The organism is Nocardia heshunensis (assembly GCF_054782115.1).
Genome location: NZ_BAAGTC010000004.1, coordinates 748,641 through 762,960, shown reverse-complemented (window position 1 = coordinate 762,960; position 14,320 = coordinate 748,641). Strand labels below are relative to the sequence as shown.

At 66.7% G+C, this 14,320-nt stretch carries 17 protein-coding genes and 1 tRNA gene; 6 read left to right on the top strand and 12 right to left on the bottom strand.

What is annotated here, in order from left to right; all coding sequences use genetic code 11:
• Positions 1-92: 92 nt before the first annotated feature.
• Entirely contained in the window at positions 93-644 is a 552-nt protein-coding gene (locus tag ACYVN4_RS16125) for an RrF2 family transcriptional regulator (protein WP_460721780.1), read from the bottom strand.
• Positions 645-695: 51 nt separating this feature from the next.
• Positions 696-1,283, bottom strand: coding sequence for a TetR/AcrR family transcriptional regulator (locus ACYVN4_RS16120; RefSeq protein WP_460721778.1), 588 nt, complete (start codon positions 1,281-1,283; stop codon positions 696-698).
• A 238-nt stretch (positions 1,284-1,521) separates the two neighbouring features.
• Here ACYVN4_RS16120 and ACYVN4_RS16115 point away from each other — a divergent pair, with 238 nt between their 5' ends.
• Positions 1,522-3,852 (top strand): MMPL family transporter, encoded by a 2,331-nt coding sequence (locus tag ACYVN4_RS16115; RefSeq protein WP_460721776.1) that lies wholly within the window; start codon positions 1,522-1,524, stop codon positions 3,850-3,852.
• A gap of 67 nt (positions 3,853-3,919) precedes the next feature.
• On the opposite strand, the gene ACYVN4_RS16110 is transcribed toward ACYVN4_RS16115, so the two are convergent.
• From ACYVN4_RS16110 to ACYVN4_RS16100, 3 genes are all read right to left on the bottom strand, one after another.
• On the bottom strand, positions 3,920-4,432 hold the full coding sequence (locus ACYVN4_RS16110) for a hypothetical protein (protein WP_460721774.1): 513 nt from the start codon (positions 4,430-4,432) through the stop codon (positions 3,920-3,922).
• 95 nt (positions 4,433-4,527) lie between these two features.
• The gene (locus ACYVN4_RS16105; RefSeq protein ID WP_460721772.1) at positions 4,528-5,049 is read right to left on the bottom strand and encodes a HEAT repeat domain-containing protein; all 522 of its coding nucleotides are present in this window, start codon (positions 5,047-5,049) and stop codon (positions 4,528-4,530) included.
• A 31-nt stretch (positions 5,050-5,080) separates the two neighbouring features.
• Positions 5,081-6,190, bottom strand: a complete 1,110-nt coding sequence (locus ACYVN4_RS16100) for an FAD-dependent monooxygenase (protein ID WP_460721770.1) — start codon at positions 6,188-6,190, stop codon at positions 5,081-5,083.
• 88 nt (positions 6,191-6,278) lie between these two features.
• Here ACYVN4_RS16100 and ACYVN4_RS16095 point away from each other — a divergent pair, with 88 nt between their 5' ends.
• On the top strand, positions 6,279-6,845 hold the full coding sequence (locus ACYVN4_RS16095; RefSeq protein ID WP_460721768.1) for a TetR/AcrR family transcriptional regulator: 567 nt from the start codon (positions 6,279-6,281) through the stop codon (positions 6,843-6,845).
• Between the two features lie 11 nt (positions 6,846-6,856).
• On the opposite strand, the gene ACYVN4_RS16090 is transcribed toward ACYVN4_RS16095, so the two are convergent.
• From ACYVN4_RS16090 to ACYVN4_RS16065, 6 genes are all read right to left on the bottom strand, one after another.
• Positions 6,857-7,312, bottom strand: coding sequence for a hypothetical protein (locus ACYVN4_RS16090; protein WP_460721766.1), 456 nt, complete (start codon positions 7,310-7,312; stop codon positions 6,857-6,859).
• Between the two features lie 190 nt (positions 7,313-7,502).
• Positions 7,503-8,042 (bottom strand): hypothetical protein, encoded by a 540-nt coding sequence (locus tag ACYVN4_RS16085; protein ID WP_460721764.1) that lies wholly within the window; start codon positions 8,040-8,042, stop codon positions 7,503-7,505.
• A 177-nt stretch (positions 8,043-8,219) separates the two neighbouring features.
• On the bottom strand, positions 8,220-8,735 hold the full coding sequence (locus tag ACYVN4_RS16080; protein ID WP_460721762.1) for a hypothetical protein: 516 nt from the start codon (positions 8,733-8,735) through the stop codon (positions 8,220-8,222).
• A gap of 67 nt (positions 8,736-8,802) precedes the next feature.
• Positions 8,803-8,893 (bottom strand) — tRNA-Ser (locus tag ACYVN4_RS16075).
• Positions 8,894-8,948: 55 nt separating this feature from the next.
• Entirely contained in the window at positions 8,949-9,386 is a 438-nt protein-coding gene (locus ACYVN4_RS16070) for a nucleoside deaminase (RefSeq protein ID WP_460722705.1), read from the bottom strand.
• 26 nt (positions 9,387-9,412) lie between these two features.
• A complete protein-coding gene (locus ACYVN4_RS16065; RefSeq protein ID WP_460721760.1) occupies positions 9,413-9,952 on the bottom strand; it encodes a tRNA adenosine deaminase-associated protein in 540 nt (179 codons plus the stop codon).
• A gap of 58 nt (positions 9,953-10,010) precedes the next feature.
• Here ACYVN4_RS16065 and ACYVN4_RS16060 point away from each other — a divergent pair, with 58 nt between their 5' ends.
• Positions 10,011-10,961: a prephenate dehydrogenase gene (locus ACYVN4_RS16060; protein ID WP_460721758.1), complete on the top strand. Its 951-nt coding sequence runs from the start codon at positions 10,011-10,013 to the stop codon at positions 10,959-10,961.
• On the opposite strand, the gene ACYVN4_RS16055 is transcribed toward ACYVN4_RS16060, so the two are convergent.
• Positions 10,958-11,473, bottom strand: coding sequence for a putative glycolipid-binding domain-containing protein (locus ACYVN4_RS16055; protein WP_460722703.1), 516 nt, complete (start codon positions 11,471-11,473; stop codon positions 10,958-10,960). The genes ACYVN4_RS16060 and ACYVN4_RS16055 overlap by 4 nt on opposite strands.
• Positions 11,474-11,834: 361 nt before the next feature.
• Between ACYVN4_RS16055 and ACYVN4_RS16050 the strand changes: the two genes are divergently transcribed.
• The 3 genes from ACYVN4_RS16050 (at position 11,835) to ACYVN4_RS16040 (ending at position 14,320) form a co-directional block, all read left to right on the top strand.
• The gene (locus tag ACYVN4_RS16050; protein ID WP_460722701.1) at positions 11,835-12,977 is read left to right on the top strand and encodes a DNA cytosine methyltransferase; all 1,143 of its coding nucleotides are present in this window, start codon (positions 11,835-11,837) and stop codon (positions 12,975-12,977) included.
• A gap of 49 nt (positions 12,978-13,026) precedes the next feature.
• Entirely contained in the window at positions 13,027-13,440 is a 414-nt protein-coding gene (locus ACYVN4_RS16045; RefSeq protein WP_460721756.1) for a very short patch repair endonuclease, read from the top strand.
• 145 nt (positions 13,441-13,585) lie between these two features.
• The gene (locus ACYVN4_RS16040) at positions 13,586-14,320 is read left to right on the top strand and encodes a DUF998 domain-containing protein (protein ID WP_460721754.1); all 735 of its coding nucleotides are present in this window, start codon (positions 13,586-13,588) and stop codon (positions 14,318-14,320) included.

Here is a 14,320-nt window from a genome sequence, read left to right as displayed (position 1 = left end):
CTACCGCCATCGGGTGTCGGTTGCCGCGACGATTTAAGGTGCTGTCGCGCCGTGGCCTGGATCACAGCAGCACAGGGCCGTCGAGCAATGTTTCAGATATCGGGCTGATCCAGGTCTCGCCACTCGACGGCGTCCTGCCATTCGACCGCGGACTGCTCGCTCGCCGCGGTCGGTGCGTCGTTCGGGCGGGGGCGCCGCGTCCAGGCGTGCGGATCGTGCAGCAGCTCGTCCAGGAACGAGGGCAGCAGGTCATGGGCGATATCGGCGATGCTGACCCGTTCGAGCACCGAGCGGATGTTCACCCGCAGTCCGATCCACACCCGCTGCAACGGTTCCGCCGCGCCCGGATAGGTGACGTCCTCCGGTCGCTGCCCGCGCACCGAGGCCAGCGGACCCTCCACCGCGCGGATCACATCGGCCACGCTGATCTGCGCGGCCGGGCGGGCCAGCCGGTAACCGCCGTCCGGGCCGCGGCGGCTGGTCACCAAGGCGCCCTTGCGCAGATCCGACACCACCGATTCCAGCACCTTGGGCGGAATGTCCTGGGCGGCCACAATGGCGTCGGCCTTCACCGAATCCGGTTGCGCCTTCGCGATTTCCACGAGCGTGCGCACCGCGTAATCGACCTTCGCGGTGATGTGCACGTGAACTCCTGAGCTGACTGTGGTCGATCTGTGGGCGAGTAAAGGAAAACCCTATCGGTTCGGATTCAGCACGCCGAGTGCGGCATTCAACAGCGTCGCCTCGATGTGATCGGTCTCGGTATCGGGCACGATCTCCTGCGACATCATGGCGGTGCTGAGCACCTGCATGGCCGCGGTGGCCCGCAGCAGGGTGTCGGCATCGGCCCCGGGTCCGGCCAGCCAGCGACAGGTGCGGTGATGCAATTCGATCAGGTCGGGGTAGCGATTGCCGAGGGCATTGACGATGGCGACGGTGTCGCGCATGCACAGCGCGCCCACATTGCGGTTGGCCAGCGTCGAGCGGAGGCGGTCGCGGATCACCCGGCGCACGTTCTCGGGGGTGTGCTCGATCTCGTCGAGGGCGTCCACCTGATCGCGGAGTTCGTCGAACATCGGCTCGATGATGGCGACTAGCAGATCGACCTTCGAGGCGTAGTGATAGTAGAGCGAGGCTTTTGTGATTCCCACCGCATCGGCGACCTCGCGCAGGCTGCTGTGGTCGAAACCCTTGGATGAAAAGAGCTGGAGAGCAGCCTCACGGATCGCATCCTTGGTGCTTCTACCTGCGACGACTGTTCCGGAAACGACTGGGGCGCCCATGCTCTCATCCTCTCACTCGCGCTCGGTCCGCGATTCACTCAGCTAGGTATGCGACGTACGCCACCTAGAGTTGAGGTTGTTCCTCCGCTTACTGGCTCGGTAGTCTACCTACCGCACGGTAGGCAGATTAGTTTTCGTGGAGGCGGGGGGCCGAGGCTCCCGGCGGCAGTGCCTGTCTACGCGCTTGCGCACAAGCACCCTGTTTCGCCCGCATACCCATTCGCCAGGAGAACCCCTCGTGTCCGTATACCTCTATCGGTGGGGAAAGTTCGCCTTCCGCCGGAAATGGATCGTCATCACGGCGTGGATCGCCGCGCTGCTCATCATCGGCGGCACCGGCGCCGCCCTCAGCAAGCCCTTCCAGGACAGCTTCTCCATGCCCGGCCTGCCGTCCGAGCGGGCCACCGAAATCCTCGACAAGCACTTCCCCGGTGCCTCCAAGGATTTCGACGCCAACGCCGTCACCGGCACCTATGTGATCGCCGCACCCGACGGTGAGAAGCTCACCGACGCCAAGAACGCGGCTGCGCTGCAAGGGTTCATGGATGACCTGAACAAGCTGTCGATCGTGGACAAGTCGGACCCGAAGAAGTCTCCGATGAATCCCATCGACCTCACCAAGAAGATCGGTGAACCGGCCGGTGTCAACTGCCTCGACGGCGACCGATCCGCCGCGAACTTCGCCGCCAACTGCTCGAACGCGCCGCTCAATGTCCTGAACAAGACCAGCCCGGACTCGGTGGCGGTCGTCAAGGCCACGTACACCATTCCCAAGTTCTCCGACATCAAGCCGGCCGACCAGGACGCGGCCTATGACGTCGGCAAGAACGCCCGGGCCGCCGGGCTGCAGGTGGAACTCACCGGCAATATCGCGCAGAAGCAGGCCGCCGGTGGCGCATCGGAGATGATCGGCATCGGCGTCGCCCTGGTCGTCATGATCATCGCGTTCGGCGCGATCGTCGCGGCATTCGTGCCGATCATCACCGCGATCTTCGGTGTCGGTACCGCCATGGCCATCGTCATGTTCGGCACCCACTGGCTGACCGTGCCCGCCTTCACCCCGACGCTGGCGTCGATGATCGGCATCGCCCTGTCGATCGACTACGCCATGTTCATCGTGTCGCGCTACAAACACGAACTGGCCGTATCGGATTCGCCGGAAGAGGCGGCGGGCACCGCGGTCGGCACCGCCGGTTCCGCGGTCATCTTCGCCGGTCTGACCGTCATCATCGCGCTGGCCGGGCTCAGCTTCGTCGGCGTCAACTTCCTCACCTACATGGGTATCGGCGGCGCGATCACGGCCACCATGGCGGTGCTGGTCGCCGTGACCCTGATGCCCGCGCTGCTCGGCGCGTTCGGCGGCACGCTGTTCAAGCCGAAGCTGCCGCTGGTCGCCCAGCACGATCCCGAGGACGAGAACTCGGTCACCAACGGAATTCGCTTCGCCCGCTTCATCGGCAAGGCGCCCTGGCTGACGCTCGCGGCGTCGGTGGTGCTGCTCGGACTGCTGGCCGCACCGGCGGCGAACCTGCAGTTGGGTCTGCCCGGCGGCGACTCCATGCCGAAGGACACCACCCTCTACAAGGCATACGACCTGCAGACCAAGGGCTTCGGCGAAGGCTCCAACGGCACCCTGATGGTGGCCGTGGACCTCAGCAAGACGCCGGAGGGCCAGCGCGATCAGGCGCTCGAGGAGCTGCGCAATTCGCTGAAGACGCCCGGCATGGACTACCTGACCGCCACGCAGCGCAGTCAGGACGGACAGGCCGCGCTGTTCATGGGCGTGCCCAAGTCCGGGCCGAACAACAAGGAAACCAAGGATCTCGTCGAGAACGCGCGCAATGCGGAAGCCAAGTTCAATGCCGATTACGGCATGGAATACGGCATCACCGGTAGCACCGCCATCTTCACCGATGTCTCGCAGGCCCTGCTGCACAAGATCATTCCGTATCTGTCCATCGTGGCGGGCGCGGCATTCCTGTTGCTGCTGTTGGTCTTCCGTTCCGTGCTGGTCCCGCTGACCGCCGCCCTCGGCTTCCTGCTCTCCATGGCGGCCACCTTCGGCGCGACGGTCCTGCTGTTCCAGGAGGGCACCTTCGGGCTGTTCGACCCGCATCCGCTGGTCAGCTTCCTGCCGATCATGTTGATCGGCTTGGTATTCGGTCTCGCCATGGACTACCAGGTCTTCCTGGTGACCCGCATGCGTGAGGAATACGTGCACGGCAAGTCGGCCAAGGACGCCATGATCAGCGGCTACCACCACGGCGCCCGCGTCGTGACCTCGGCGGCCATCATCATGATCTCGGTGTTCAGCGCCTTCATGCTCGACGACAATGTGGTGGCCAAGTCCATGGGCTTCGCCATGGCGGCCGGCGTCTTCTTCGACGCCTTCATCGTCCGCATGGTCCTCATCCCGTCCCTGCTCGCCCTCCTGGGCGACAAGGCCTGGTGGATCCCCAAGTGGCTCGACCGCATCCTCCCCGACATCGATGTCGAAGGCTCCAAGCTCACCAAGCTCAAGGAAGCCTCCGCCCCGATCGAGGACCGTCAGCCCGCCACGGTCGGCTGATCCGACTCCGAAATGCCTCGGCCCCCACCCGATTCCGGGTGGGGGCCGAGTGCTTTGCCGGGCGGGCTCAGAACCCGAGGGCCTTGAAGATTCCGCCGATGACGGGGATGGAATCCGCACTACCTGTGCCACCGCCGGTGGACGGGGTGCAACTCGACGCGGCTACCACGGTGACCGCCAGTGGTCCGCCGAAGGGCGTGCCGTAGCCGCCCTGACTGAAGGGCGCCATCATCAGCTGCCACTGCCCTGCCGCGGGTGGCGTCCACTGCACGGTCACGTCCTGGCCGGCGATATATTTCACCGGTGGGGAGACGGTTGTCGACAGTCCGCTGCCGGCGGACGGTGTTTCCACCAGCGCCCACTCGTTCTGAGCGGTCTCGACCGCAGGCATTTGCGCCCACAGCGCCGCGGCATCCGCCGCAGGCAGGGTGACCGCATAGGTGCTGCCGACACAGTAGGCCGACGACTGGGTGATGCTCATCTGCGCCGACGCGGTAGTGGCCGTGACAAGGGTGGCCACCCCGATGGCTGCGAATCCGGCAATCCCGATGCCCGCCCGACGGATTCGAGTGTTCTTCACGTAGCTCTCCCCTTCATTCGTTCGACGCCCTAACTATCGACGTCCGAGGCTGAAGCTATCGCACCCCACCGACATTCTGAACGGAATTCATTTAACTATTGGTTTTCGGCTGAAAAGACGAGCTCGGCAAGGGTATTCGCGGCGTGATACCGGACCAGGAACTCGGTGTCGTCCAGCGCGTGCCGCAAGGCCGCGAGCACCTGCGGCGTGGCCCGGACGTCCGCCAGCGCACGGGCGGCATCCATTCGAGTGGTCCACGGCCCGGCGGTGGCGAGCAGGCCGACGATGGGGTCGAGCCAGGCTTCGTCATCGGTCAGCGAGTACAGGGCGTGCGCGACCGTCAGGAGAAATTCGTCCACTGCGCGAGAAGCCGCCGACAGCAACAACTCCCGCGACCGCGCCGGGGCGAGACCTTCGGCATTCAGCATCCGCAAGGAGTCTGCGGCGAGTGAATCCGCCTCTCCCAGACCCAGTGCGAGCATGCGCCCCACCGCTTCCCGATCCGACCGGGCCAGCTCGAGCAGTTGCCGGAAGTCCGCACCGTCATGCCAGACGAGGTACGGATCTCCGAAAACTGCCAGCCGCCACGTCCGCCACTCCCCGGCCGAATCGCTCATCTCCCCATCCTTCCAAGCAGCACCGGTCTTTTCAGCGCATGAAGCGGGTGACGGTGTTGCGGACAACGATGCCCGGTGAGGTGGCCGGGACCATCATGGCGGCCGCGGCGCGCATGCCGCGCTGCTTGGGCTCGACCAGCTTGCGGTGGCGCCGTTCGTAGGTCGCGAAGGCAGTGCGGGGCTGGTCGGGGGTGCGGGTGAGTTCCTCGGCGAGGGTGTGGGCACCCGCGATGGCGAGGGTGGAACCGTCACCGAAGAGGGACAGGCAGGAGCCGGCGTCGCCGAGCAGGGCGATGCGGCCGTCGGACCAGTGCGGCAGGTCGACCCGGCTGACCGAGTCGAAGTAGAGGTCGTCGGCGGCCTTCAGCTGATCGAGCAGGTCGGCGAAGATGCCGAGCGGGCCGGCGAAGGCGTCGGCGACCAGCTGCTTGTGCTGGGCGAGGTCGCGGTGATCGAAGCCCGGCACGGCGCTGTGGCGGAACATGAAGGCCGCCACCGCCTTTCCCTTGGACGGGTGCACGGTGATGGCGCTGCCGGGGCGGTTGAACATGATCACCTCGCGTTCACCGCCGAAGGCCCGGTCCACCGGCAGGGTCGCGACGTAGAGGCCCATGTGCCGGATGAACCGCTCTTCCGCGCCGAAGACCAGCCGTCTGACATTCGAGTGCAGGCCGTCGGCGCCGATGACGTAGTCGTAGTTCCCCGTCGCACCGCTGTCGAAGGCCACCTCCACCCCGGTGTCCTCCTGGTCGATCCCGGAAATCGAATCGGCCCAGCGGATTTCGGCCTGATCGCGAGCCGCGTCCAGCAGGATGGCCGCCAGATCCGCACGAGCAATCTCCACCTCGCGATCACCCGCCCCACCCTGAAAAGCACTGAGCCGCAACTGCGATCGCTCCCGCCCGGTCGCATCCACGAAGCTCATCCGATCTACCCGCGACCCCGCGGCTCGCAGTCGAGGCATCACCCCCATGCCCTCGACCACGTCGACCGCAGCCCCCTTCACGTCGATGGGATTGCCGCTGGAGCGCTGCGCCCCAGCGCGTTCCACCACGGTCACGTCGAATCCGTTGCGCCCCAGCCAGTACGCCAGGGTCGAGCCGCCGATACCGGCTCCGGAGATCAAGACCTTCGTGCTCATCGTCATCACCCTCGATCCAAGTGGACGATTTCCGTCCGTTTCCAAGACGGTACGCTAACCGGAAGAACTTCGTCCACTTTTTCCGGAGGTGAGGACAACGGCCGAGCTCAGAGCCGACGCCCGCAGCAATCGCGACCAGATCCTGGCCGCCGCCCAACTCGTCTTCCGCCAACAAGGCGTCAACGTCTCGATGAAGGACATCGCCGACGCCGCCGGCGTAGGCGTAGGCACCCTCTATCGCCGCTTCCCCGACCGCGGCGCCCTCATCACCGCCGCCGCCCACTCCTACCTCTCAGCGCTGGCCGACCTAGCCGCCATCGCCGAACGCGAATCCCCCGACGCCTTCCAGGCCCTCTCCCGCTTCCTCCGAGACTGCGCCGAACTCCGCCTCGGCGCCCTCGCCGCCGCCATCGAACCGGCCCTCCACGCCGACATCCAATCCACCCCCGCCCTAACCGAAGTCCGCACCACCATCACGGATCGCCTAGCCGCCCTCACCACCCGAGCCCACGCCGAAGGCACCCTCCGCCCCGACGTAACCCCCACCGACCTAGCCCGCCTACTAACCCTCCAGATCTACACCCGCCCCGACGACCCCTACCCCACCGCCATCAACCGAGTCCTAGACCTCCTCCTCGACGGCCTACACACCTGAACCACTGCGGATTACGCGTACGTGCGAGTGCGGATCCAGCGCCCGGTGGCGGGGTGGGCTGCCAGCACGACGATGGCCAGATAGAAGGCGAAGAAGCCCAGCGGAAAGACGATGTCCTCGATGCCGTGGACGATGTAGAGGGACCGGTCTGCGAAGGCATCGGCGAAAGCGGGAAGCACGCCGATGATCACGAAGACACGGCCGACCGTAAGGCGGCGGAGCAGCAGGATGCCGCCCACGACGGGCAGCATCGCTGCGAGGGGACGGTAGATGAGATGGGTTTCGGAACCCACGAACGAACGCGATATCTCATCCTCCGACCAAAGGTCGTAGCTCGCCAGGGTGCCCAGCGTGAACCACACACCAAGGCAAAGCGCGAAGGCGGCGGCCAGAACCGCGGTGGCATTGTTCGGCCGGGGCGCGGGTGCCGGGTACTGCTGGCCGAAATGGTTGTGCGGGTACGACATCGGAGCCTCCTGATCACCCGGCCGCATGAAAGATGCCGCCCTACAACCGATCTTGGTCGGACGCCCTTAACCAATCCTTGTCGTCAAGATAAAGAGCGCCAGCGGGCGATCGTGGAGTATGTGGGCAACCTCGAATCGGCCGCTCACCGTGCCCTGCAATGGTTTTGGTCAGGCATGCCATAGGCGTTCGTCACACTGTGCCGACACTCGTGCCCGAGCTCTCGGACCCATCGGTTCCCGGTGCCAGCCACGGCCGGTCCCCGGGCGGCAGTTCGCCACTACGGACGCCGAGGTCGGCACGTGCGCATTCATAGAACTCGTTCCGTCTGCGCCCCATCTCCGAGTACAGCCGGACGTACTCCGAATGTTCGATCGCGTGCCCTCGTGCAGGCCAACCAAGTTCCCACGCGGCCCTGTTCCATTCCCGGGCCGCAGCCACAGCCTCAGGAGAGCCGAGGAGTAATACCGCTTCCCACTTGACGGTCTTCTCCGCCTCCGCCTCCGCCAACAGCTGTAGCCCCGTATCGGTGTCGATCGGTTGCGCCGTTGCAGGGTAGCCACGCGCCGCCGCGAGTCGAAACGACACCTGAACGTATTGCTTCAACGCGTTCGCAAACTCGCTGTACGCGGCCAAACGCTTGTCATCCCACCGCGTGTCCTGACCCCGCCGCCATTTCGCCTGCTCCGTCAACGTCGTCGCAGCAAACGTCGATCCTGCGCCAAGTACCACTGCGGCAAGTGTAAGCACCTGCTGTACAACTGGATTCACCATTCGATTCTGAGACAAACTGGATGCGACGGCTATGCAATCGGAGCCTCCTGGCTGCTCGGAAGCATGAAAGGTGCTGCCCTGCAACCGATCTTGGCCAGCACCCTTGATCAAATCCTTGCCATCCGGATAAGAGCGCTACTGCGGCGAGCGTTCGAATACGACTTGTTTGCCGTCCTGCTCGATATCCAGCAGGCAGAGGGGGCTGTCGTGGTCGATTGCCAAGGACGCGAACCAGTTTCGGACTCCCGAGGATTCCAGGAAGAGTCTGCTCATGCGGGTGGTCGCGGCCATGAAGCAGAATTCGAGGTGGTCGGGCGCCAGTCGGGACGCGTCGTGAACGCTGAGGTAGATGAGGCCCACACGATGGCGGCCGTCATCTTCGGGATCGTTGTAGGCGCGGAGGCTGTCGTCTGCGTCGAAACGCAAGACCAGGTCCAGGAATTCGTGTTTGCTGCCCGAAGGGTCGAGTCCTACCGTCCGACCGCTCTCGAAGCGCGCGGAGCAGGGCAGCAGAACACGATCGCCTGCGATTTCCGCGATCGTCCACTCGCCGTGGCGACTCTCCTCCGCCATGTTGTCGGCAATGCTGCCGAGCAGCGCTGGCGCGCGGTCGCGGTGGATGTAGACCTCGTAGCTGTAGTCCAGGCCCATGGGAACCTCCGACTACTGATGACGGGAAAGAGAAAGGCTCCGACCTGAATCAGGTCGGAGCCTTTCTTGGCGGTGGCGGAGGGATTTGAACCCTCGGAGGGGGGTTACCCCTCACACGCTTTCGAGGCGTGCTCCTTAGGCCGCTCGGACACGCCACCGGTGGTGACTTTACCTGAGGACCCTGCGGAATCCGAAATCGGCTGGAGAGGGGGGTCAGGGGCGGTGGGATCGGAAGAAATCGTCGAGGAGGGCGGCACATTCGGGTTCGAGGATGCCGGCTCGGACTTGGGGGCGGTGGTTGAGACGTCGGTCACGTACTACGTCCCAGAGGGAGCCGACGGCGCCGGTCTTGGGTTCCCAGGCGCCGAAGACGAGGCGGGAGACTCGGGAGAGGACCAGGGCGCCCGCACACATGGTGCAGGGTTCGAGGGTGACGGCGAGGGTGGCGCCTTCCAGACGCCAGCCGTCGCCGACGACGCGGGCGGCCGCGCGCAGGGCGAGGACTTCGGCGTGGGCGGTCGGATCACCCAGGGCCTCACGGGCATTGGCGGCGCGCGCCAGTTCCCGGCCCTGGGCGTCGAAGACGACCGCGCCGACGGGGACGTCACGCGGGTCCGCCGCCTGTGCGGCGGCGATGGCGGCCCGCATCATCGCCTCGTCGGCAGCGAGCGAGCCGATCAACGCGGCAGCTTGTCCAGGACCGCGGAGAGTTCGTTGGCGAAGCCGAGGCGCTGGGCGATCATGCCGAGCTGCTCGTCGGGGTAGAGGTCGGTCTCGGCGAGAATGACCGCAAGCACCGGTTCGGGCAGACCGAGATCGGCGAGGACGCCGAGGTCGCCCTCCTCCCAGGGCTCGACGTCGTCGAGCTCGTCGGGATCGATGTCGGGGATCTCGATATTGAGTTCCTCCAGCACATCGGCCGCGATGTCGTAGTCGATGGCGGCCGTCGCGTCCGACAGCAGGATGCGGCTGCCGGTCGGGCCGGGGCGCAGGATGACGAAGAACTCGTCGTCGATGTCGAGCAGGCCGAACACCGCGCCCGAACTTCGCAGCGCACGCAATTCGTCCTCGGCCGCGGACAGACTGGACAGTGTCGCATCACTCAGCGGCGTCACTTTCCAGTTGGCTTCTTCGCGGACAACCGCCACTGCGAACCCTTCTACGTCGTCGTTTTCGTCCGACGCCGCCCTGTTCGTGCTCGAGCGCTGTGCTGCCATGGGCGCAACGGTAGTCCGCTTCGGGGGAAATGTTGAAGTCGTATGCGAATCTGATCCGATGACGGGCACTCCGAAACCAGCTGTCTGCGTCCTGGGTACCGGTTTGATCGGCGGTTCGGTGCTGCGCGCCGCCGCCGCGGCCGGGTACGAGGCGTTCGGCTACAACCGTTCCGAGGTGGGCGCGAAGGCGGCCCGTCTGGACGGCTACGACGTGATCAGCGAGGTGGCCACCGTGCTCACCCGCGCCGCCGACCGCGACGCGCTGATCGTGATCGGCGTGCCCATGCCGGCCATCGACGCCGTGCTCTCGGATGTGAAGACCTACGCTCCCGAGTGCGTGATCACCGACGTGGTGAGCGTGAAGGCCCCGGTGGCGGCGGCCGTGCAGCGGCACGAGCTGGGCGCGAAGTACGTGGGCGGCCACCCGATGGCCGGGACCAGCGAATCCGGTTGGGCGGCATCGAGTCCGGACCTGTTCAAGAACGCGGCCTGGGCGGTCAGCGTGGATCCGGGTGTGCACGCCGACCAGTTCCGGCGTGTCGCGCAGCTGGCCCTGGACTGCGGCGCGGTGGTGGTGCCGGTGCTGGCGGTGGAACACGACCGCGCGGTGGCCCGCATCTCCCACCTACCCCACCTGCTGGCGGAGGCGCTGGCCATCGAGGGCTCCAACGGCGGCCCGCTCGCGCTGGGCCTGGCCGCCGGTTCCTTCCGCGACGGCAGCCGGGTCGCCGCCACCTCCCCCGACCTGGTCCGGGCCATCTGCGAACCGAACGCCGCGGCCCTGCTGGACGTGCTGGACGACACCTTGGAGGTGCTCACCCAGGCTCGCGACAGCCTGCGAGCCAACGGCACCATCACCGAATTGGCCGAGGCCGGGCACGACGCCCGCACCGAATACGACGATCATGAACGCTGGGTGATCACCGATATCCGCCCCGGCGAGCACAACTGGCTCACCAAGCTGATCGACGCCGGACGCGACGGCGGCGTGCTGACCGCGCTGGATTAGATCCGCTCGGCCAGGCCCGGGTAGTCGAGCAGGAAGCCGTCCTCGTCGACCGTGACGGTGGCCGAGGAGACCGGCGACAGCACGTGGATGCCGTCGGGCCCGCTGCTGTAGGTGAGGCTGGCTTCCTGCACCAGCAGGTCGGGCAGGCGCACGTAAACGACCGGGACCTGTACGTCCTCGCTGGCGTGCGAGAGGCCGTAGCGGCGGATGGGCAGGGTGTTGAAGAACGGGCTCAGCACCACGTCCACATCCAGCGCGCCCCCGAAAGTGGAGCGGACGTGGGTGTTTCCGGCATCGATGAGCCAGTAGTTCTCCTCGTCGCGGGCGATCGAGGCGTGGCGTTCACCGGTGGCGAGGGTGCTGCGCAGCGACAGCCGCTTGGTCACCCCGGATTCGTCGGTGACCAGGTCGTAGGAGGCGCTGAAGGCGGGGTGGTCCTCGCAGTCGCCGGCGATGATGCGGCCCGCGGCGCGAATCCGGTTGCCGCTCACCACCACCCGCACCGACTCCATCCGCGAGGCGTTGTGCGCGCGCCAGGTGAGAATGGCAGGCCACCGCGGCGCACCCGGCTTGGCTTCCGCACTCCCGTTATCCGTCACGCCTATCACCGTAGTTGCCGTCGCCCGCGCGCCCATGCTCCCCGGCCGGTATCACTGTCCGCGCGCGACATCGTGATCAACATGCAATGGTGCGGACCGGTTCTCGGCGTTTGCCCACGCCATCGCCTGCTGATCAACTGCCCGAGTGATAGCGAGAGGCTCTGGGAGAGGCCGTGGATGGGTGTTGGTCACGGTAGGGGTGGAGGGACTCGAGTAACCTGCTCTGGGCACGGGGGACACCGGGGTGAAAGGGACTGTTGTGACGAGCGCGCGGATGGTCGGCCTGTTCGCCGGCATCGGCGGGCTGGAACTCGGGCTCGCCGCGCACGGGTGGCGCAGCGAACTGCTGTGTGAGATCGATTCCGGCGCACAGGCCGTGCTCGCGGCGCACTTTCCCGATGTGCCACTGCATTCCGATGTGACCAAGCTGCGCTCACTGCCGTCGGGGACGGAGTTGGTGGCAGCCGGATTCCCCTGCCAGGACCTGTCGCAGGCCGGGCGCACCGCCGGAATCACCGGCGCCCGTTCAGGTTTGGTCGACGAGGTGTTCCGTCTGGTCAAGCGCCAGAAGGGCCCGCGCTGGCTGCTCATCGAGAACGTGCCGTTCATGCTGCAGCTCGGCGGCGGGGCGGCCATGCGCCACATCACCGACGCCCTCACCGAACTCGGCTACACCTGGGCCTACCGGGTGGTGGACGCGCGCGCCTTCGGGCTGCCGCAGCGTCGCGAACGGGTGCTGATGCTGGCCTCCCGCACCGAGGATCCGCGACCGGTGCTGTTCGGGACCGACGCGGGACCGCGCGAGGTGGGCGATCCGGCGCACGACCCGTGCGGCTTCTACTGGACCGAGGGCAATCGCGGCCTGGGCTGGGCGGTGAATGCGGTGCCGACGCTGAAAGGTGGTTCGGCGCTGGGCATCGCGAGTCCGCCCGCGGTGCGGCTGCCGTCGGGTGAGCTGGTGACGCCCGGGATCACCGACGCGGAACGCCTGCAGGGCTTCGACCGGGATTGGACCACACCGGCTTTGGAAGTGCCCGGGATCCGCAAGGGTCATCGCTGGAAGCTGGTCGGCAATGCGGTGAGCGTGCGGATGGCGTCCTGGATCGCCGAGCGCGTCACCAACCCGGCCGACGATTCGTATCCCGACGGCGAAGCGCTGACGCGCCGCAGCTGGCCCACCGCGGCCTGGGGGCACGGCGGGGTGGTGCAGCGGGTTCCGGTGTCCACCTGGCCCGTTCATGCGCCGTACGAGGATCTGCGCTGGTTCCTCGACGACTCGCGGCTGCTGTCGGCGCGCGCGACCGCGGGCTTCCTGCGGCGCACCGGCATGGGTTCGCTGCGCTTCCCCGAGGGTTTCCTCGAGGATGTGGCCAACCATCTCGAGCGCATGGGAGGCGCCCCGCGCGAGGCCGCCTGACGGCCCGGCGGATCTTGCCGGGGGTGCCCGGCGTCAGCAGGATGGCGGCATGGCAGACGCACGCCCGACGACGGACGCGGCGACCAGTGCGCGCCTGGCCAAACAGCGGCGGGCAGGCACGAAACCGGAAATGGACCTGCGGCGGGAATTGCATCGCAGGGGAAAACGGTTCTTCGTAGATCGGGCTCCGCTGCCCGGGCTGCGGCGGCGGGCCGACCTGGTGTTCCCGCGGCGGAAGGTGGCGGTCTATGTCGACGGATGCTTCTGGCACAGCTGTCCCGAGCATGCGACACGCCCGAAGAACAATGCGCAGTGGTGGGCCGAGAAGCTGGCCGGAAACGTGGCGCGCGACCGTGACACCGACGCCCGGTTGACGGCGGCGGGCTGGACCGTGGTGCGGGTGTGGGAGCACGAAGCCGCGGTTTCGGCGGCCGACCTGGTGATGCGGGCGTTGACGGAGTGAGACGAGCATCGCCGCGCGGGGTGTGACGGCCAGGTTAATCGGATGGGCGACAATGGTCCTACGAGCGGACCAGCCGACCAGTCCGAACACAGCAGCTCCGGGCAGGGAGTACGAGTAAGCGAGGCCAGCGAAAGCGAGCGCGGTGATGACGCCAACCGAGCAGAAACTAGCCGAAGCGGTACCGAGCACAGCGGCTCGGCAGCCGCGCTGGCGCCGGGCGCTCCGATGGCTCATCGCGATCTTGATCGCGGTCGCCGGGCTCGGCTATTCGTCCTGGGTGCTGGAGTTCATCCTGCCGATCGACAGCAACCCCACCAACACCTTCCTGAGCCAGCTGGCCGAGAAGGGCGCCCCCTTCCGGTGGGTGTTCTCCACCGGCGACACCGTGTCCGGTTCGCTGCTGGTGGCGGCGGGAATCGGTGGCCTGCTGCTGTTCTCGCGGCGGCTCTATTCGAATATCGGCTGGGTGGCCCTGACCTGCTTCGGCGCCTCCACCATCGCCGACGCCCAGTGGCCCATCGAACCGGAGGACCCGGACGGGCCGAAACGGTACGTCGACACCGGGCTGTTCCCGCAGCTGCATCAGATTCACGCGCTGACCAGCACCCTGGCCGTGTTCTCCATCTATATCGCCATGTTCGCGTTCACGGTGGCGGCCTTCAAATATCGGCGCTGGCCGATCCTGCGGCACACCGGCCTGTGGATTCTGATCGTCGGTTCCGCCGTGACGGCGTGGATGCTGATCGCCGACAATCTGCCCGGCAACTACGGGCTCGGGATCGCGCAGCGCATCCAGGTCGGGGCGATGTCGCTGTGGCTGGTGGCGCTGGCGGTGCAAATCGTTGTCGCCGAACGGGATTCCGGGGTGCCGAACCACTAG